This is a genomic window from Tistrella mobilis (assembly GCF_041468085.1).
Lineage (GTDB): Bacteria > Pseudomonadota > Alphaproteobacteria > Tistrellales > Tistrellaceae > Tistrella > Tistrella mobilis_A.
In genome coordinates, this window is record NZ_CP121017.1 from 1,575,311 (window position 1) to 1,592,842 (window position 17,532).

19 protein-coding genes, 2 tRNA genes and 1 riboswitch are annotated in these 17,532 nt (G+C 67.9%); of the genes, 14 read left to right on the forward strand and 7 right to left on the reverse strand.

The window, feature by feature from the left end:
• A complete protein-coding gene (locus P7L68_RS12975; RefSeq protein ID WP_372006028.1) occupies positions 1-435 on the forward strand; it encodes an arsenate reductase ArsC in 435 nt (144 codons plus the stop codon).
• Here P7L68_RS12975 and gcvA read toward each other — a convergent pair.
• Positions 432-1,325 (reverse strand): transcriptional regulator GcvA, encoded by an 894-nt coding sequence (gcvA, locus tag P7L68_RS12980; RefSeq protein WP_372006838.1) that lies wholly within the window; start codon positions 1,323-1,325, stop codon positions 432-434. The two genes, P7L68_RS12975 and gcvA, sit on opposite strands and share 4 nt — an antisense overlap.
• 174 nt (positions 1,326-1,499) lie before the next feature.
• Here gcvA and P7L68_RS12985 point away from each other — a divergent pair, with 174 nt between their 5' ends.
• The 7 genes from P7L68_RS12985 to P7L68_RS13015 all read left to right on the forward strand — a co-directional run bounded on the left by P7L68_RS12985 (position 1,500) and on the right by P7L68_RS13015 (position 6,464).
• Entirely contained in the window at positions 1,500-2,711 is a 1,212-nt protein-coding gene (locus P7L68_RS12985) for a YbfB/YjiJ family MFS transporter (RefSeq protein WP_372006030.1), read from the forward strand.
• A 166-nt stretch (positions 2,712-2,877) separates the two neighbouring features.
• Positions 2,878-3,096 (forward strand): translation initiation factor IF-1, encoded by a 219-nt coding sequence (gene infA, locus P7L68_RS12990; protein ID WP_014744523.1) that lies wholly within the window; start codon positions 2,878-2,880, stop codon positions 3,094-3,096.
• Between the two features lie 119 nt (positions 3,097-3,215).
• Positions 3,216-3,830, forward strand: coding sequence for a nucleoside triphosphate pyrophosphatase (locus tag P7L68_RS12995; RefSeq protein ID WP_372006839.1), 615 nt, complete (start codon positions 3,216-3,218; stop codon positions 3,828-3,830).
• Positions 3,827-5,458: a ribonuclease E/G gene (locus P7L68_RS13000; RefSeq protein ID WP_372006032.1), complete on the forward strand. Its 1,632-nt coding sequence runs from the start codon at positions 3,827-3,829 to the stop codon at positions 5,456-5,458. Before P7L68_RS12995 ends, P7L68_RS13000 begins: the two co-directional genes overlap by 4 nt.
• A gap of 60 nt (positions 5,459-5,518) precedes the next feature.
• On the forward strand, positions 5,519-5,746 hold the full coding sequence (locus P7L68_RS13005; protein WP_372006034.1) for a DNA gyrase inhibitor YacG: 228 nt from the start codon (positions 5,519-5,521) through the stop codon (positions 5,744-5,746).
• Between the two features lie 160 nt (positions 5,747-5,906).
• Positions 5,907-5,982 (forward strand) — tRNA-Phe (locus P7L68_RS13010).
• Between the two features lie 221 nt (positions 5,983-6,203).
• Positions 6,204-6,464 (forward strand): SHOCT domain-containing protein, encoded by a 261-nt coding sequence (locus P7L68_RS13015; protein ID WP_372006036.1) that lies wholly within the window; start codon positions 6,204-6,206, stop codon positions 6,462-6,464.
• Between the two features lie 28 nt (positions 6,465-6,492).
• On the opposite strand, the gene P7L68_RS13020 is transcribed toward P7L68_RS13015, so the two are convergent.
• Positions 6,493-6,765, reverse strand: a complete 273-nt coding sequence (locus tag P7L68_RS13020; RefSeq protein WP_372006038.1) for a PqqD family protein — start codon at positions 6,763-6,765, stop codon at positions 6,493-6,495.
• 587 nt (positions 6,766-7,352) lie between these two features.
• On the opposite strand from P7L68_RS13020, the gene P7L68_RS13025 reads away from it, so the two are divergent.
• The 5 genes from P7L68_RS13025 to P7L68_RS13045 all read left to right on the forward strand — a co-directional run bounded on the left by P7L68_RS13025 (position 7,353) and on the right by P7L68_RS13045 (position 12,409).
• Complete coding sequence (locus P7L68_RS13025; protein ID WP_372006040.1) at positions 7,353-8,192, forward strand: hypothetical protein; 840 nt, start codon at positions 7,353-7,355, stop codon at positions 8,190-8,192.
• Positions 8,182-10,230 carry a hypothetical protein gene (locus tag P7L68_RS13030; protein ID WP_372006042.1) on the forward strand — a complete coding sequence of 683 codons (2,049 nt, stop codon included), beginning with the start codon at positions 8,182-8,184 and terminating at the stop codon, positions 10,228-10,230. The genes P7L68_RS13025 and P7L68_RS13030 overlap by 11 nt, the downstream gene beginning before the upstream one ends.
• Positions 10,231-10,244: 14 nt before the next feature.
• Entirely contained in the window at positions 10,245-10,448 is a 204-nt protein-coding gene (locus P7L68_RS13035) for a hypothetical protein (protein WP_372006044.1), read from the forward strand.
• Positions 10,445-11,590 carry an amidohydrolase family protein gene (locus P7L68_RS13040; protein ID WP_372006046.1) on the forward strand — a complete coding sequence of 382 codons (1,146 nt, stop codon included), beginning with the start codon at positions 10,445-10,447 and terminating at the stop codon, positions 11,588-11,590. Before P7L68_RS13035 ends, P7L68_RS13040 begins: the two co-directional genes overlap by 4 nt.
• Positions 11,591-11,857: 267 nt before the next feature.
• Positions 11,858-12,409 (forward strand): protein phosphatase CheZ, encoded by a 552-nt coding sequence (locus P7L68_RS13045; RefSeq protein ID WP_372006047.1) that lies wholly within the window; start codon positions 11,858-11,860, stop codon positions 12,407-12,409.
• A gap of 102 nt (positions 12,410-12,511) precedes the next feature.
• Here P7L68_RS13045 and P7L68_RS13050 read toward each other — a convergent pair whose 3' ends face one another.
• The 3 genes from P7L68_RS13050 to P7L68_RS13060 form a co-directional block, all read right to left on the reverse strand.
• Positions 12,512-13,624, reverse strand: a complete 1,113-nt coding sequence (locus tag P7L68_RS13050) for a class I tRNA ligase family protein (RefSeq protein WP_372006049.1) — start codon at positions 13,622-13,624, stop codon at positions 12,512-12,514.
• A 273-nt stretch (positions 13,625-13,897) separates the two neighbouring features.
• Positions 13,898-13,974, reverse strand: a tRNA-Asp gene (locus tag P7L68_RS13055).
• A gap of 27 nt (positions 13,975-14,001) precedes the next feature.
• Complete coding sequence (locus P7L68_RS13060; RefSeq protein WP_372006051.1) at positions 14,002-14,193, reverse strand: hypothetical protein; 192 nt, start codon at positions 14,191-14,193, stop codon at positions 14,002-14,004.
• On the opposite strand from P7L68_RS13060, the gene P7L68_RS13065 reads away from it, so the two are divergent.
• A complete protein-coding gene (locus P7L68_RS13065) occupies positions 14,192-14,746 on the forward strand; it encodes a hypothetical protein (RefSeq protein WP_372006053.1) in 555 nt (184 codons plus the stop codon). The genes P7L68_RS13060 and P7L68_RS13065 overlap by 2 nt on opposite strands.
• Positions 14,747-14,829: 83 nt before the next feature.
• On the opposite strand, the gene P7L68_RS13070 is transcribed toward P7L68_RS13065, so the two are convergent.
• Together P7L68_RS13070 and P7L68_RS13075 are read right to left on the reverse strand one after the other, a co-directional pair.
• The gene (locus P7L68_RS13070) at positions 14,830-15,609 is read right to left on the reverse strand and encodes a MetQ/NlpA family ABC transporter substrate-binding protein (RefSeq protein WP_372006840.1); all 780 of its coding nucleotides are present in this window, start codon (positions 15,607-15,609) and stop codon (positions 14,830-14,832) included.
• Between the two features lie 145 nt (positions 15,610-15,754).
• A riboswitch (SAM riboswitch) is annotated at positions 15,755-15,832 on the reverse strand.
• A 169-nt stretch (positions 15,833-16,001) separates the two neighbouring features.
• Positions 16,002-17,300, reverse strand: coding sequence for an O-acetylhomoserine aminocarboxypropyltransferase/cysteine synthase family protein (locus tag P7L68_RS13075; RefSeq protein ID WP_372006055.1), 1,299 nt, complete (start codon positions 17,298-17,300; stop codon positions 16,002-16,004).
• Between the last annotated feature and the right edge of the window lie 232 nt (positions 17,301-17,532).

The window sequence follows — 17,532 nt, forward strand, 5'->3', positions numbered from 1 at the left end:
ATGCCGTCCAGCGTGCTGTTCTGCTGCACGTTGAACTCCATCCGCTCGCCTCTTGCCGAGGGCATGCTGAAACTGTTCCACGGCAGGCGGATCTTCGTCGACAGCGTCGGCGTGCGCACCGCCCCCATCGATCCCTTCGCGGTGGCGGTGGCTGAAGAGCTGGGCGTCGACATCTCCCGCCACCGCCCCAAGACGTTCGACGACCTTGAAGACGGATCCTACGACCTGATCGTCTCGCTGTCGCCCGAAGCTCAGCACAAGGCCGTGGACCTGACCCGCGACATGGCCTGCGAGGTGGAATACTGGCCAACCTTCGACCCCTCGGTCGCGGAAGGCAGCCGCGAACAGCGCCTGGATGCCTATCGCAGCGTCCGCGACCAGCTGATGCGCCGCATCCGCGAGCGCTTTCCGCCGGCGGGGTCGGTGGCGGTCTAGGGTGATACTTCGGCGCCGGCTGATTTCGTCATCTCATCGTCCAGCCAGGCGGTGAAGGCGGCGAGGCGCGGATCTTCGTCTTCCGCCATCCGCCAGACCAGGTGATAGGCGAACTGGTCGGGGCAATCGATGTCGAACAGGCGCACCAGCCGGCCGCCGGCCAGGTCGCCCTCCACCAGGGCGGCACGGGCCAGCGCGATGCCCTGGCCGGCGGCCGCGGCTTCCAGCAGCAGCGACATCTCGGAGAAGAGCGGGCCGCGGGTCGGTTCGGGCAGATGCAGCCCCGCGGCCTGGAACCAGGGCGACCAGGGCTGGCGCTGATGGCGCAGCAGCGGCAGCGTCGCCAGATCCGCCGGCCGTTCCGGCAGTCTGCCATTCCGGAAACCGGGGGCGCAAACCGGGAACAGCTGCTCGCCGAACAGGCGCCGGGCGGTCAGCCCCGGCCAGGGGCCGCGACCATAGCGGATGGCGGCCACGATGCCGTCGCGCCCGGGCGGCTCCAGCTCCTGCGTGGCGCGGACCGCGACGTCTATGTCGGGATATCGGCTGGTGAAACCGGGCAGGCGGGGGATCAGCCAGCGGGTCGCGAAGGCCGGCAGGGTGCTGATGGTGAGCGTGCCGGCCGACGGCCGCCCCCCGGCCTGGCGCAGGGCGGCATCCAGCGTCGCCAGGATCTGACGGATGGCGGTGGCGAGTTCGGCGCATGCATTGGTCGGAACCATCTCATGGCCCTGCCGCTCGAACAGCCGCCGGCCGAGATCGGCTTCCAGCCCCCGGACCTGCTGGGCCACCGCGCCATGGGTGAGGCCCAGTTCGGTGGCGGCGCCGGTGAAGCTGCGATGGCGCGCGGCGGCTTCCACCGCACGAAGCGCCCTCATCGACGGGAACATCCGGGTCTTGGTCCTCAAGGACTGCCTTCATGGATTTCTGTCATTCAATCGTAGATTAAATGAATGGCCGCCGCCAGCCGTGGATGTGACCCTGTGCCGGGAAGGGCATGGGTATGACTGGTTGGATCGGTCAAAAATTCATGCCCTCCGGACTCGATGTTCCGGAGGCGGATTGTGGATAATCAGCATGTATTGCGACGCGAATACCTGGTGGCGCTGGGCCTGTCACTTGGCCCGGCGGCGTCCAACGGGCTTGCCCGCTTCGCTTTCGCCCTGATCCTGCCGGCGATGCGCAACGACCTTGGCTGGACCTATACCCAGGCGGGCCAGGTCAACACCGCCAATGCCCTCGGCTACCTGGCCGGCGCGGTGGCGACACTCGCCCTGATCGATCGGGTCGGCGCCCGGCGGCTGTTCAATCTGGGCATGGTCATGACGGCGGTGGCGCTGATCGCGTCGGGCCTGGTGGTCGACTATCTGTTTCTGCTGGTCCTGCGGGCGGTTGCCGGCATCGGCGGGGCCTTCGTCTTCATCTCGGGTGGTGTGCTCGCAGCCGGCATCGGTGACGGCGATCCCCGGCGTGCCGCGCAGGCGATCGCGGTCTATTTCTCGGGTGGGGGGCTTGGTATTGCGCTGTCGGGTGGCGCCTTGCCCTGGCTTTTCACGATCTATGGCGATGGTGGATGGCATGCGGCATGGCTGGTTCTGGGCCTGCTGTCGGCCGCCTGCTGTCTCGGAACCTGGGCGGCGGCCCGGGCCGTGCCTGTCCGGCCCCGTTCGGACGCGCCGTCCTCATTGTCGTCGGCCCCATTGTCGTCGACCCGATGGTCGCTGGCCCGTTTCCGCTGGCTTGCCACCGGCTATCTGCTCTTCGCCTTCGGCTATATCGGGTACATGACCTTCGTCATGGCCTGGATGGCCGAAGCCGGCGCATCCGCGACCCGGATGGCCCTCGTCTGGGTGGTGCTGGGCGTCTTCACCGCCTGTTCTCACCGCTTCTGGCGGCGCCCGCTTGCCCAATGGTCCGGCGGCCGGCCAATGGCCGCCACCATCCTGGTGGTCGCCATCGGTGCGGCCCTGCCGCTTCTGGGGGCGTCGCTGCCGTTGATGCTGGTGTCGGCCGTGCTGTTCGGCGGCGCCTTCTTCATCACGCCTGCCGCAGCGACCGCCTTCCTGCGCAAATCCCTGCCGCGGGAAGCCTGGGGGCGGGCGGTCGCCGTCTTCACCCTGCTGTTTGCAGCCGGCCAGACGGCCGGCCCGGTCGTCGCCGGCTGGTTCGCCGATCTGGGCGGGCTGCAGGCGGGGCTGGCGGTCTCGGCCGTGGCGCTGCTTCTCGGGGCGGGCTTTGCGCTGATGCAAAGGGACGTCCGGGCGCATCACCGATAAAGGTTGCGTCCCGGGCGCCTCCGGTCGATAATTCGCCGCTCGTTTCCGGCGGGCGCTTATCCCGTCGCCGGATCCCGCAAAAGTTTCCCGCGCCGCCGCGGCGACCGCCGCGTGCGGCGCGTGCGTTCGGTTTTCCCCCAGATTACATACGGAAGCAGAAGGTTACATGGCGAAGGAAGACGTTATCGAATTCCAGGGCACCGTTACGGAGCTCCTGCCCAACGCGATGTTTCGCGTAAAGCTCGACAACGAGCACGAGATCCTGGCCCATACCTCGGGCAAGATGCGCAAGAACCGCATCCGGGTCCTGGCGGGCGACCGGGTGACGGTCGAGATGACCCCCTACGACCTGACCAAGGGACGCATCACCTACCGCTTCAAGTGAGGCGCGGCGTGTCCGCGCCCGACGAAGCGGCCGCTGCCGGCGGTTGCACCGGCGGAGCGGGGGACGGCGGACCGGCGGGCGATCATGGCCCGGCCGGCCATTTCGCGCGTCCGCGTCTGGTGCTCGCCTCGGCATCGCCGCGCCGGCTGGATCTGCTGAAACAGATCGGCCTTGTGCCCGATCTGGTCCAGGCCGCCGATATCGACGAGACCCCACTCAGGGACGAAGCCCCCCGCGCGCTGGCCCTGCGCCTGGCGATCGCCAAGGCCATGGCGGCCCGTGCGGCACTGGGGGCCCTGGCCGACGGGGCCGTGGTGCTGGCGGCCGATACGGTGGTGGCGGCCGGGCGCCGGGCGCTGGGCAAGCCGCGTGATGCGGCCGAAGCGCGGCGCTTTCTGGAACTGCTGTCGGGGCGCCGGCATCGGGTTCACGGCGGGCTCTGCGTGATCGACGCCAACGGCCGGGCGCGCTCGCGGCTGGTGACCACCCAGGTCGGTTTCAAGCGCCTGTCCGAGGCCGAGTTCCGCGCCTATCTCGCCTCTGGCGAATGGGAGGGCAAGGCCGGCGGTTATGCCATCCAGGGCCGGGCGGCGGCCTTCATTCCGTTCGTGAGCGGGTCGTACCCCAATGTCGTCGGGCTGCCGCTGGTCGAGACCGCGGTGCTGCTGGCGGCATCGGGCATCGACATCACCGCTGCCGACGCCAGCCTGATGATCGGAGAGGCCACCATATGACCAACCGGCTGCTGATCGACCAGGCGGAACACGAGACCCGGGTCGCGCTCATCGAGGGCGACCGCGTTGTCGATATCGTGATCGAACGCCAGGCCCATCGCAGCGCGGTCGGGAATATCTATCTGGGCAAGGTGTCGCGCGTGCTGCCGGGCATGCAGGCGGCCTTCGTCGGTGTGGGGCTGGGGCGCAACGCCTTCCTGCACGCCGATGATGCCCGCGTGCTGCCGCGGGCCCGGGCGGCCGCCGACCGCCTGTCGCGAGAGGCGGCCGAAGCCGCCGCCGCCTCGGCGGCCGCGGCAGCCGCTGCCGCAGCTGCGGTGACCGCGGCGCTGGAGCCGGACGATGAGACGGAAGAACCGGGTGTCGCCGCCAGCGCGGCTCCGGTGCCCCATACCCGCCCGCGCCGGCTGACCATCGGCGACTGCGTGGCCGATGGCGACCAGATCATGGTCCAGGTGACCAAGGATGCGGTGAAGGGCAAGGGCGCGCGGCTGACCGCCAATATCAGCCTGCCCGGCCGGCATCTGGTCTTCACCCCCTTTCAGGGTGGGGTGGGGGTGTCGCGCCGGATCGAGAGCGAGGCCGAGCGCCAGCGTCTGCATGACATCGTGCAGCCTCTGGCCGAGGCGGGCGAGGGCGGCTTCATCGTCCGCACCGCCGCCGAAGGGGCGACGTCCGAGGAACTTCAGGCCGACGCCCAGTATCTGCGCACGCTCTGGGCGGATCTGGAAGCCTCTGCCGCCCGCGGCGGCGCGCCCCGGCCGCTGCATCTGGACCTGGACCCGCTGCTGCGGGCGCTGCGCGACCAGGCGCAGGAAGGCGTGGCCGAGATCCTGGTCGACGAGCCGGTCGCCTATGAACGTGCGCTGGCATTTGCCCGCCGTTTCATGCCGCATCTGGAAGATCGCATCCGGCTCTGGGACCGGCCCGAGGCACTTTTCGAGGTCTTCGACGTCGAAGAGGTGATCGCCGAGGCCCTGCAGCCGCGGGTGCGCCTGCCGTCCGGCGGTTTTGTCGTTATCGATCAGACCGAGGCGCTGACCTCGATCGACGTGAACACCGGTCGTTTCGTCGGCGAGGCCGACCAGGAAGCGACGGTGCTGCACACCAATCTGGAAGCCGCCGAGGTCATCGCCCATCAGTTGCGTCTGCGCAATCTGGGCGGGCTGATCGTCATCGATTTCATCGATATGGAGCGGGCGGAGAACCGCCAGAAGCTTTATGACGCCTTCCGCGCGGCGATGGTCGCCGACCGCGCGGCTACGACCGTGCTGCCGATGTCGGAGCTGGGCCTGGTCCAGATGACCCGCAAGCGCGGCCGCGAGAGCCTGGCCCAGGTGCTGACCGAGGACTGCCAGGCCTGCGGCGGCACCGGCCGGGTGAAATCCGCCGAGACGGTCGCATATGAGGTGATGCGCGCCGCGCGCCGCCTGCTGCTCCGCCCCCGCCCGGGCAAGGTGGCCGCCCGGGCGTTGACGGTGATGGCGGCGCCGGAAGTGGCGGCGCTGCTGACTGATCCCCGTCTCGGCATGGTCGAGGCGGTGGCCGAACTGACCGACGCCGTGCTGGAGGTCCGTGCCGACCCGGCGCTCGCCCGCGACGCCTTCGATCTGGTGGAGCGGGATTGAGCGGCCCTGCACCCGGCCTGCCTTCCGGACGCCGGCGTCCCGGAAGAGGGGACCGATCCCATGAGCCATGACCACACCCATGACGCCACCGCCGGCCAGGGCAGCTGCCCGGTCTGCGGCCGCCCGCGCAAGCCCGATCCGGAGCTGGCCCGCTACCGGCCGTTCTGCTGCAAGCGCTGCGCCGATATCGATCTGAACCGCTGGCTGAGCGGCAATTACGTCGTGGCCGGCGGCCCGGCCGACGAGGCCGACAGCGAGCTGTGGTCGGCCGACAGCCTGAAGCATTAAGGCGCGGACATGCCCTCTGGCGGGGGTGGTTCCGGGCCAAGCCCTTGACGGATCAACCATCGTCATCGGATGTTCATTTTCGCTGAAAACGGCGCTTTACAGCCGTCCGGCTTTGCCCTATAACCCCACCCACGCCGCGGCGGACGCCGCAGCGGGACACGCCCAGGTAGCTCAGTTGGTAGAGCAGCGGATTGAAAATCCGCGTGTCGGTGGTTCAAATCCGCCCCTGGGCACCATATTCTCCGAAGCCGTCGCTGCCGGCCCGATCAGGGTCATTCGCAGCGGCGGCTTCGTCGTTTCTCCCCCTCGCTCTTCGGGTTCCATGTCCATTCGGGGGCAGAGGGTGCCGCCCCGTGACGGCACGGCGCCAAGGCGGTGACAAGACCGTGCAGCGCTTGAGGGCGGGGGCCGGATGGCCCAGTTCCGGTTCATGAGCCAACCGGAATGGAGCCCGATCATGTATCGCGAAGCCGAAACCACCGAGGTCACCGCCGCCGACACCGCCGCCGCCCGCCACCCCTTGCGCATGCTGGCGGCGGCCGTGGTCGCCATGGGTCTGGCCACCGGGCTTGCCGCCTGCGGTGGGGGCGACGACTCGGTCGCGGTCGACGGCCGCACCAAGGGCGAGGCGCTGACCGACATGAAGGGCGCCTATGACAAGGGCGCGATCACGCCTGACGAGTATGAGGAACAGCGCGAGGAGATTCTGGACGAGTGATCGGAACCATGCACAAGTCCGGCAACGATCAGGCCTCGGCCGCCACGACAAGACCGGCGGCCTGAAGCTCGGCCAGGATGCGTGCAAGATCGACGCGGGCGTCTACCTCGGTGACGTCGTAGTAATCGGTCACATGAGCCACCATCTCGTCCAGGGATGCCCCGTCCCGCAGTGGCGCCGTCAGCCGGCTGACGGCGCCGGTCAGGCCGAAATATTTCCCTGACGCATAGTCGAGCAGCATGACGTCGGATTCGACTTCGACCTCAAGCACGTCCGGCGTAAAGCGATAGATCGACGGCATTCAGGAGTTTTCCTGTCATCGGGTATGTGATGGTCTTTGGCGGAAAGTTTCGTAATACTTGGCCAAGTTGCCTGAGGGTGGAGGCTTGATTAAGCCCCACATGTGCACTTTACCCCGCGGCTGCGTCGAGTTTATACTAAATATAGTTTTTAAGAGAGGGTATCTGAATGTCTCATGAACGCTCTGATCTCGTGAGCCCGGAGAAGAGCCGGGCTGTGTTCGAACCTTCTGCGCTGAAAGAGCATGGGACGGTCGAGGCGCTGACGCAGAGCAGCGGTAGCACCATCGCGGACGCAGCCTATCAGTCCTGAACAGGTATCGCGGAAGCGTGACCGCCTCTTAGCGGCCTGATCATCGATGCGGCAGGCCGGTTGGCCTGTCGTCGATGGCAAGGCGTTATGCGCCGCATGGTGCCATTGATCTCGTCACGACGCAGGCCCACATCGGCATGGAGTTTTTGAATGCGCGCCACGATCTGTGGTCTGTCTGTCGCCATCTGCGGAAGGGCAGATGAGGACGCAGCCGGCAGCGCAGTCGAAGGCGGTGCGGACATCGTCTGGCGGGACAGAGCTGTCAGCGACGCCCTGGTGGTTCCCGATCTGCCCTATGGCACGGCGGCAGTCATCCGGCACGAAGAGACGGTCTGGATTGAGCAGAGTTATGGCGACTCCGAGGGCATGCCGATCTGCCGCTTCCGGATTTCCGGTGACGGGCGCGTCCTGCTGTCCGAAAGCCTGGTCAGGCTGGCCTGGTCAGATCTGTATGGCCTGTTCACGGAACCCGTGATGCGCACCATTCTGTCGCGGATGGGCTTGGTGTCGTTTCATGCGGCGGCCCTGGTGAAGCAGGATGCGGCGATCCTGATCATGGGGCAGAAGGGGGCCGGCAAGTCCAGCCTGTCGGCGGCGCTGAGCCGGGTCGGCTGGCAGCTGATTGCCGATGATCTGGTGCGGATCGTCGAACGCAACGGACATTGCTTTGCGACGGCGGGCGGCACGGTGCCGCGGGTCAATGCCGATACCGCACGGGCGCTGGGCTTCGATCCGGCCACGCTCGCAACCCGCTGGACCAATCCGAGGGCTGCCGGCAACAAATTCGTGCTGCCGGCCCCGACCGCCGGCACCCCGCCATCCGAGGTCCCCATTCGGGCGGTATTGCTGCTCGACCCGCGTGGCTCCGATCTTGAGACGCCGGATTGGTGCCGCCTGGGCGGCGTCCAGGCCCTGCCCGGGCTGGTCGCCAATCTGACCCCCGATCCTTTGAACCCGTCTGCCCGTCCGACACGGGAGGCGATGCGCGTGACTGGCGGGCTGCTGCGGCAGGCGGCAATCTGTCGGGTGCGCCTGCCCGATCGGCTGGACGCGCTCATCACCGCCGCGGCTGCCGTCGATGCCAGGCTCGCCGAAGGCGGCTGCGTTGCGGCCTGATCCTGCCATCCCCGGCCTGTCACCGGCCGGCTGCTTCGATGTTCTGTCGCACCGGCTGGCCGATGTACTGGTCGCGCCGGCCAGACGCCGGGCGATCAGGGATGCCGCCCGGCAGCTGCCGCCTGTGCCGCGACTGGCGCTGGAAATCCGGCTGGGCGGCGGGGTGGCGGCCGTCGACGGGGCGGTGGACCTGCACCAGATGATCACCCGCCGCGAGGATGATCCGCTGATCCTGCGGCACCATCTGGATCAGGGGGGTGGCGCCTGGGCCGGGGCCGGGCTGACCGGTTTCCTGCGCGACTGGGCGGCGGATGAGGACGGGCTCCAGGACCGGTTCGATCAGCTCTATCTGGAATGGGATGCGCCGACCGATGGCGCAGGGCCGCATCTGCCGGCGCTGTTTCTGGCCAGTGATCTGCGGTTCGAAGCCGCGGACAGCCGGGCCGCCCGACGCGATACCCTGCGCCGGGTGGTGGCCGGGCTTCGCAACGCGCAGGACGGGCGCCTGTCCGATGCCTTGTTCGCGGTCGTGGACGGCCCGGTCTCGATCGGCCATGTCGGCGTGATGTCCGGCCGCAGCAACGCGATTCGGGTGAATTATCGGGGCATCGGACCGGCGGACCTGCCGGGGCTGCTGGGCCGGCTCGGCTGGCCGGGGAATGTCGCGGCCGTCTCGGGCCATTTCGCGGCGCTGGTCGAGGCGGCGGATCGGGTGACGGTGGGGGTCGATCTCGTCGACGGCGCGCTGCAACCCTCGATCGGTTTGGAAATCTTCTGCGACCATCCGCTGCCCTCGGCGCGCTGGGACCGGATCCTGGATCACCTGTGCCGACACGACCTTTGCGCGGCTGAAAAACGTGTGGCCCTGGGGGAAGTCGAGGCGACCATCGCCGTCGACGATGCTGACCGGCCCTGGCCGGCGGCGTGGATCCTGCCCACGATCCGGGGGCCCCGAGACGCCTGGCCCATGGTCCGCTGTCATGTCTCGCACCTGAAGCTTGCGATTGCGGCCGATGGCGTTGCGCAGGCCAAGGCCTATATCGCGGCCGAGCATCACTGGCAGATCGGCCATGGCCGGCCGGCCGAGGTGACGTTGCCCGCGGGGCTCGCCTTCCACCCGCGGCCATCCATCCCTGAGGCCGTGGCCGATGCGGTGGGCTTTCTGCTGCGCGCCCGCCAGCAGAACGGTCTCTGGGGCGATTTCAACCGGATCAATGGCGGCTGCAACAACTGGGTCACGGGCGTTGCGGCCCTGGCGCTGGCTGCAACCGGCGGCGAGGATGCGCGCGCCGGTGCGGCGGCGGCCCTGCAGGTGCTGTGCGGTCGTGTGCGGCCCGGCGGCGGCTGGGGACATAACGAGATCGCGCCGGTCGATACCGACACCACCGCCTCGATCATCAAGGCGCTGATGGCGGTGGCGGCGCCTGAAAGCCTGCCGGTCGTCGCTGCGGCCCGGGATTTCCTGCGCGGCCATCTGACCGATGGCGGCTTTCAGACCTATGGAGCCGGGACCGCGATCCGGTTTGCCGAGGACGGGGTCGTGGATACCGGCTGGCGGGCCAGCCATGCCTGCGTCATGGCCAATTGTGCGCTGCTTCTGCCCGACCGGCTGATCCCGCTGTTGCAGCGGAACCAGGCGGCGGATGGCAGCTGGCGGCCCTATTGGTGGCGCAGCCCCGCCTATCCGACCGCGCTCGCCGCCGAGGCGCTGGCGGCACATGGCGACCGGGCGGTCGTCGATCGGGCGGTTGCCTGGGCCCGGCGGCAGGATCCGGCGGCGCAGAGCCCGTTCCGTGCCGCGGCGATCGCCCGCGTGCTGATCGCCGGTGGTGATCGGGCGGGCGCCGGGGATGTTCTGGCGGGGCTGTTGTCTCGGCAATTGAGCGACGGCAGCTGGATGACCGGCGCGGACATGATCTGGCCGCGGCCCGACCAGATGGATGGCCATATGGACTTCCTGGACGTGCCCGATGACCGGCGCATTTTCACCACGGCCGGCGTGCTGCTTGCCTTCGCTGCGGCAACTGCCTGCACATGAGGGGGAGGGCTGACATGTCGATAACCGGTATCAGGGCGGCGCTCGCCTTTCTGGGGACAGAGCGTCGGCGACCAGAGGCGGCGGCGGCCGAGGACTATGATGGCCTGATGGCCCTGGCCGGTGCGGCCGGATATCGCTTCACCGTTGCGGAGCTGCAGGACGCCTTTCGCATCCATATGCGGGCCCGGCTGCTGGCCATGACGGGAGGCGGAGGATGACTGATGGCCTGCCACGGCTGATCTGCGATGCCGACAGCCATATCATGGAGCTGCCGGATTTTCTGCGTCAGCATGCCGATCCGGATCTTCGCGATGCCCTGCCGCGGATCGGCATGGATACCGGGCGACGGCGGGAGACGGTGGGGGAGGCGATCACCCGGGGCCATCATTCCGCCGAGACCGTCGCGGCGCTGATGGCCCATGGCGGCGATCTTCTGGCGGGCCCAAAGGACTATCACGCGCTGGGTGCCTTCAGCGGAGAGGAGCGTCGTCTGGCACTCGATCTGCTGGGGCTGCGCAGGCAGGTCGTGTTTCCGTCCTTTGCCGTGGTGCCGGTCTTCTATGGAATGCAGGGGCCGGCGCTGGCCTATGGGGCTGCGCGGGCGCTCAATCGCGCGATCGCTGCCTTCTGTGCCGGTGATGCCCGGCTGGCGGGGGTGGGGTTGCTGCCGATCGACGACCCGGCCCTGGCGCGGGACGAGATCGAGCATATCATCCGCCTGGGGCTGCGCGCGGTGTGGCTGCCGCATCAGGGCCTGCCCGACTATGCCTTCCACCCGCGAAGCCTGGAGCCGGTCTGGGCCCGCATGGCCGAGGCGGGGTTGGTGCTGGCCTGCCATATCATGCCGCCGCCCGACGTGGCACGGCAGATGGCCGCCACGGGCGAGATCGTGCCGTTCGAGATGCTGGAAGGCGATGATGCGCCGCGGTCGGATCAGGTCGTCTTCGTCTCCGAGCGCGTGGAGATTTTTCTGAGCCGGTTGATCTTCGACGGCGTGCTGCAGCGCTATCCGGGCCTGCAGTGCCTGATCGCGGAATTCGGCGGCGGCTGGGTGCCCGGGATGATGCGCCGCCTGGATGGCGCGGCCGCGCAGATCTTCCGCGGCGCGGGCCGGGCGCCGGCCCGCCGGCCCTCGGAACAGATTCTGGACCAGTGTCTGTTCACGCCCTATCACCACGAGGATGTGGGGGCGTTGATCCGGGCGTCCGACAGCCGGCTCTATGCGTTTTCTACCGATTATCCGCATATCGAAGGCGGCCGGGACCCTGTCGCATCCTTCGATGCCACGCTCGGCGGTTGCACAGAGGCAGAGCGCGCCGCCTTCTATGCCGGAAATTTCCTGCGCGTCTTCGGCGAGTGATCAAGCCCTGCGGCCGAACATCGCCGGTCGACGCCCGGCTGCGATATCTGCATCACGTGTGGTTGCGTTGACGCATTCTTTACCGCCCGTCCTGCATTCTGAGCGGCGACGCGGCACATGTCTCTGCCGCACTGCGAAAAAGCCGGTCAGGGATGCTTTCCCGCCCGGGGTGAATGCCTTAAACTTTGCCCTCGGGCGCCTGGACGGCGCCCGAGGGAAGTGGTCCGGCCCCGGCCGGACGACGTGACGGCCAGGAGACGGGCACGGATGGCGATGGACGAGACCGAGCCTGCAGACGATGATATCGACTGGGGCGATGTCGGCATGGAAATGCCGCAGGCCGCGCCCATCGATCGGATCAGGCGTGCGGTCGCGGTGCTGAGGCATCCGGCCGCGAGCGAAGACCCGCTGGCATCCGCCACCCAGGCGCTGGAAGGGGTGGTCGAAGGCACCGAGGCCGCGACCGAGGCGATCCTGTCGCAGATCGAAGCGATCGAAACCGCGCTGGATGCGGTGAGTGCCGAGCTGTCGCCTGACAGCCAGGCCCGTGCGGCGCTGGACAATGCCGGCATGGCGATCACCGCACTCTACGAGGCTTGCGGCTTCCAGGATCTGACCGGTCAGCGCATCGCCAAGGTGCGCAAGGTGCTTCAGCAGGTCGATGCCCATCTGGAAGAGCTGCTGGAAATCGTGGGCCATGATCAGGTGGCGGCCCTGCCGCCGCCGGCCGAGCGCGAGGGCGATGCCCGGCTGCTCAATGGCCCGGTCGACGACGCCAGCCGGGTGTCGCAGAGCGATATCGACAGCCTGTTCGACTGACGCAACAGCTTGTTCGGCTGACGCAGGGACACTTTGGGTATGCGAACGGCGGCGCTGCGAAGCGGCCGCCGTTTTTCGTGTCAGGCTGGTGTGTCCGCCCGGTCAGGCGGCGACCGATCCGCTTTCCAGGGCAACCAGATCCGCCTCGTCGACCGTTTCGAACCCGGGGGCCGCGCCGCGTACGAAACGGGCGCTGCAGGACGGAATCTCGCCGCCGACCCGGGCCCAGGCCTCGCCCCAGCCGGTGCCGAGGCCCAGGAAGCCTGCGACCGCATCGGCGGTGGCGGGCATCACCGGGCGCGCAAACAGCTGGAACAGGCCGGCGAGCCGCGGGATCCGCTCCGGCGTGCCGTAGAGCCGCGCCTGCTTCATCTGCCCGTTCAGCCCCAGAACCACGCCGGCCAGTGCCGCCAGAGAGAAGCTGCGGCCATCGAGTGCCGCATGCAGCCGGGCGCGGAAATCGGCGATCAGATCGTCTTCGGCGCGATCCTGGGGCAGGGCGGTGCCGGCCACCGGGTCCAGATTGGCAATGGCGCCGAGCGAGGTGCCGAGGTCGCGGACAAGGAACAGATTATGGGTGCGGGCCAGATCGGCCAGCGACAGTTCGCGGGCATCGTGGGGTTCCGACATCAGCGCCAGATAGAAGCGCAGCGCCTCGGCCGGCACCCGGTCGAGCAGATCGTTCAGGAAGATCGCCCGGCCGGTGGAGGGATCGAAACTGCGCCCGGACAGATCGGTCAGCGCCGGCGGCGCCACGATCCTGGTATCGGTGATCGGCCCCAGATCCTGGATCTCGGCCACCGCCTCGATCAGGCTGCGGGCGGTGAGGGCGTCGCGGCCGGCAAAGACCGTCAGGCGCACCGGCATCGGCTTGTCGCCCAGCTGGCGACCCTGCTGGCGGCGCAGCGGCAGCACCCCCGGCCCGTCGCCCTGGAAGGTGAGCACGCCGTCGATCCTGATGCCGGCGCGGCGCAGCGTGGCGGCCGCGCGGCCGCCCTCTTCGATGCCGTCCCGCGGGCTGCCATCCTGTCCGCTGCGCGGCCGCGGCGCATCACCCGCCGCCACCAGCACCCGGGCCGACCGCCCCAGCAGCCGCTGGCCGCGGGCATAGACATCGGCCGCCAGCCAGATCGAGGCGAAGCCGGCCGCATCGATATCCCGATCGCCGGGCGGTGCGGCGCACAGAATCAGTTCATCGGTCAGCACCGTGGTCATTGCCCCGGCTCTCCCCTTGTGCCCTGTCGCGGTTGATGCCCTCTCGCGCGGTCGATGCCCGCGATCCGTCAAGGTTAGGAGGGGGTGCGACAGCCGTCAACATCAAGGGTTGTTTAATTGAAAACCAATGCGCGTCAAGAGATTCATGCCTCAGACAAACCGGCACTGGTCGCAAGTCTTCCACGCGGCCGTACCGGGCCGCTGCAAATGCCGCAAAAGGAAAACGCCCGGCTCATCCAGAGATGAACCGGGCGTTTTCAAAACCCGAGCGAGTGGCGGGAGTGACGGGACTTGAACCCGCGGCCTCCGGCGTGACAGGCCGGCGCTCTAACCAACTGAGCTACACCCCCGTAGCCTCTCGCGTGCCCCACCGTGTCTCAGTGGGTGCGCGGTTTATAGCCAGTCGGCGTGCGCTTGAAAAGCCCTTTTTTTCGACCTTGTGACGATTGCGCGTCGCTGCCACATGTTGAACCAAGAGGGCCGGTATCGGCGCCGGTCCGAGCACCAAAGTCGAGGACGCCACATATGCCCTTCCAAACCGAGGTCCGCCCGCCGAGTTCGACGATCATGCTCACCGCGCTCCGGATGCTGACCATGCAGCCGGCCGACAAGCACGTGGTGGGGCAGCGTCTGCTGCAGGATCTGGCGCGCATCGCCCCCAAGGCAGCGGAGCTTTGCGATCCGGCGGCGCGGGCCGAATTCGATCGCCGGGTGGTGATCGATCTCCGGCGCCTGCTGGTCGCGGGATTGATCCGACGGGTGGGCGACGGCCTGCTCGGCATCACCGATCGCGGCCGCGAGGCCTTGAAGGAGAATCCGGAAGGCCTCGATGATACCGTCCTCATGCGCTACCCGGAATTTCGCGCCCATCTGGCCCGCCGCAGCGGCATGGTGATCGATCCGGCCGCCGGGCTCGACGGGGCGATCGAGCCGCCGACCGAGAGTGGCGAGGCGCCGACGCGCAGGATGCCGGTGGTTCGCGAGTTGCAGGAAGGTTTCATTGCCTTCCTGGACGGTCAGACCGTCTCCGACAACCCCTATGAAACCGATACCCAGGGCTTCATCACCTGGGAGGAGGGCTATTGGGAGGCGGCGGGCATCGCCCGCAACGAGATGGCCTGAGCCTGACCGCCCCAGCCCAACATGCAAACGGGCCGGCCGGGGATATCCCCGGCCGGCCCGTTCTTCAAGATCTGCGGGACGGATCACCAGGCGACGACGAGCGCGCCCTTGTAGTGGTCGTTGATCCAGTCCTTGATCTTCTGATCGTGATAGGCCTCGACCAGGGTCTTGGCCCAGGCGGCGTCGGCATCGACCTTGCGGACCGCGATCACATTGGCATAGGGCGATTCCGCCGCTTCCCGCGCGATCGGATCCTTCACCGGGTCGAGCCCGGCCTCGACGGCATAGTTGGTGTTGACGGCAGAGGCCGCGGTGTCGTCGAGCGAGCGCGGCAGCTGGGCGGCATCGAGTTCGATGATGCGCAGGTTCTTCGGGTTCTCTGCGATGTCGAGCGGCGTGGCCTTGAGGCCCGCGCCCTCGCGCAGCTTCAGAACGCCCTGGGCCTGCAGCAGCAGCAGTGCACGACCGCCATTGGTCGGATCGTTCGGAATGCCGACCGAATCGCCATCCTTCAGATCGGCCAGGCTCTTGATCTTCTTCGAATAGATGCCGAGCGGGAAGACCACCGTCTTGGCGATCGACACCAGATCATAGCCGCGATCGGCATTCTGGTTGTCGAGATAGGGCTGGTGCTGGAACGAGTTCGCCTGGATGTCGCCCGCGGCGAGCGCCTGGTTCGGCACCACATAATCGCTGAACTCGATGATCTCGATATCGAGGCCCCGGGCAGCGGCGATCGGCTTCACCTTCTCCAGGATCTGGGCATGGGGGCCGGGGGTCACGCCGATCTTGATCTCTTCGGCCTGGGCTGCGCCTGCGGCGAGGAGGCCGAGGATGGCGGCCGCGCCGCCCAACGTCTTCAGAATCCGCATCTGGACTGGTGTCCCTGCATCTTGTCGGTCGGATCGGGCCACGGGGGCGGCTGCAACCCTGATCCCGTCCGGCCGTCTCACCCTTGCGGGAGACCTGCCGGACCAAACACGAAAAAACCCGCGTGACAGCGTCGCGCGGGTTTCCGACCCCTCCGCTTTAGCTGCATTTGTAACGCGCCCGCAAGCTGTGGCTCAAATCGGCGCGACGGCGTTACCCTAAAACACCGTGAAGCTCGCGTCAATTGCCATTCCACAACACGGCAGCCATGTGAAAAGTGCAGACAGCCTGGTCGGTCGCGGGACGACGGGGTGGGGTGCGAAAGAACGACGGGCGCATGGTGGCAACCATGCGCCCGTCGCCGGCATTGACCCGGAGCAGATGATCAGGCCGCCGTCGCCACCGCCAGAGCCTGTTCGATGTCGGCGATGATGTCGTCGACATGCTCGATGCCGATCGAGAGGCGGACATAACCCGGGGTGACGCCCGAGGCCTTCTGTTCCTCTTCCGACAGCTGGCTGTGGGTGGTGGTGGCGGGGTGGATCGCCAGGCTGCGGGCGTCGCCGATATTGGCGACATGGTAGAGCAGCTTCAGCGCCTCGATGAAGGCGCGGCCGGCTTCGGCACCGCCCTTGATCTCGAAGCCGATCAGCGCGCCATAGCCGCCCTTCAGATACTTGTCGGCACGGGCGCGCGCCTCACCCTCGGCCAGGCTCGGATGGGTGACGGTCAGCACCGCCGGATGCTCGGACAGGAACTTGGCGACCAGGGTCGCGTTCTTGTTGTGCTCGCGCATGCGCAGCGGCAGCGTCTCCAGGCCCTGGATGGTCTGGAAGGCGTTGAAGGGCGAAGCGGCGCAGCCCAGGTCGCGCAGCAGGGTGACGCGGGCCTTGATGATATAGGCGATGGGGCCGAGCGGCTTCACCGCCTGGGTCCAGACCGCGCCGTGATAGCTGGCATCGGGGGTGTTCAGCAGCGGCTGACGCTCGGGGAAGGCCTCCCAGTCGAAAGTGCCGCCGTCGATGATGATGCCGCCGATCGAGGTGCCGTGGCCGCCGATATATTTGGTGGTGGAATAGACCACCACGGCCGCACCATGCTCCAGCGGCCGGGCGATGATCGGGGCGGCGGTGTTGTCGATGATCAGCGGGATGCCGAAGGACTTGCCGATCTCGGCAACCTCGGCGATCGGGAACACCCGGAGCTTCGGGTTGGGCAGGGTCTCGCCGTAATAGGCGCGGGTGCGGTCGTCGGTGGCGCGGCGGAAATTCTCGGGGTCCGACGGATCGACGAAGCGGACCTCGATGCCCTGCTGGCGCAGCGTGTTGGCAAACAGATTCCAGGTGCCGCCGTAAAGATCGGTCGACGAGACGACATTGTCGCCCGCCTGGGCGAGATTCTGGATCGCCAGCGCCGAGGCCGCCTGACCCGAGGAGACGGCGAGCGCCGCCACACCGCCCTCAAGGGCGGCCAGGCGCTGCTCCAGCACGTCGGTGGTCGGGTTCATGATCCGGGTATAGATGTTGCCCAGTTCCGACAGTGCGAACAGGTTGGCAGCCTTCGCGGTGCTCTCGAACTGATACGAGGTCGTCTGGTAGATCGGCACCGCCACCGCGCCGGTGGTGGGGTCCGCACGATAGCCCGCATGCAGAACGGCCGTCTCGGGGTGACGGTACTGGGTCATCTGGTCTCGCTCCCTGGATGGTGCCGGGCCCGGATCATGTCTTGAGGGGGATATCGCCGGCCCGTTGCCGCACTGTATATAAACGATGCGCATTGTGGAACCGGCTTCAAACACAAAAAAATCTTGTCAATTCGGCGGAAAAAAGCTCCCGACGATGATGATCGCCGGGAGCAGAAGGGGCCGGGAGGCCCTGCGGGACAGAGAACCGGGCGGAAAGCGAGCCGGCCCTGCG

Excerpts from the sequence above, each read along its gene's own strand:
- P7L68_RS13020 (WP_372006038.1), bottom strand. The coding sequence starts at position 6,765 with ATGCCGTCGATCTATCGCTTTACGCCGGACGTGCTTGAGGTCGAAGTC.
- P7L68_RS13035 (WP_372006044.1), top strand. The coding sequence starts at position 10,245 with ATGTCGATAACCGGTATCAGGGCGGCGCTCGCCTTTCTGGGGACAGAG.
- P7L68_RS12975 (WP_372006028.1), top strand. The coding sequence starts at position 1 with ATGCCGTCCAGCGTGCTGTTCTGCTGCACGTTGAACTCCATCCGCTCG.
- infA (WP_014744523.1), top strand. The coding sequence starts at position 2,878 with ATGGCGAAGGAAGACGTTATCGAATTCCAGGGCACCGTTACGGAGCTC.
- P7L68_RS13045 (WP_372006047.1), top strand. The coding sequence starts at position 11,858 with ATGGCGATGGACGAGACCGAGCCTGCAGACGATGATATCGACTGGGGC.
- P7L68_RS13005 (WP_372006034.1), top strand. The coding sequence starts at position 5,519 with ATGAGCCATGACCACACCCATGACGCCACCGCCGGCCAGGGCAGCTGC.
- P7L68_RS13060 (WP_372006051.1), bottom strand. The coding sequence starts at position 14,193 with ATGATCGTCGAACTCGGCGGGCGGACCTCGGTTTGGAAGGGCATATGT.
- gcvA (WP_372006838.1), bottom strand. The coding sequence starts at position 1,325 with ATGTTCCCGTCGATGAGGGCGCTTCGTGCGGTGGAAGCCGCCGCGCGC.
- P7L68_RS13000 (WP_372006032.1), top strand. The coding sequence starts at position 3,827 with ATGACCAACCGGCTGCTGATCGACCAGGCGGAACACGAGACCCGGGTC.
- P7L68_RS13075 (WP_372006055.1), bottom strand. The coding sequence starts at position 17,300 with ATGACCCAGTACCGTCACCCCGAGACGGCCGTTCTGCATGCGGGCTAT.
- P7L68_RS13065 (WP_372006053.1), top strand. The coding sequence starts at position 14,192 with ATGCTCACCGCGCTCCGGATGCTGACCATGCAGCCGGCCGACAAGCAC.
- P7L68_RS13015 (WP_372006036.1), top strand. The coding sequence starts at position 6,204 with ATGTATCGCGAAGCCGAAACCACCGAGGTCACCGCCGCCGACACCGCC.
- P7L68_RS13050 (WP_372006049.1), bottom strand. The coding sequence starts at position 13,624 with ATGACCACGGTGCTGACCGATGAACTGATTCTGTGCGCCGCACCGCCC.
- P7L68_RS13040 (WP_372006046.1), top strand. The coding sequence starts at position 10,445 with ATGACTGATGGCCTGCCACGGCTGATCTGCGATGCCGACAGCCATATC.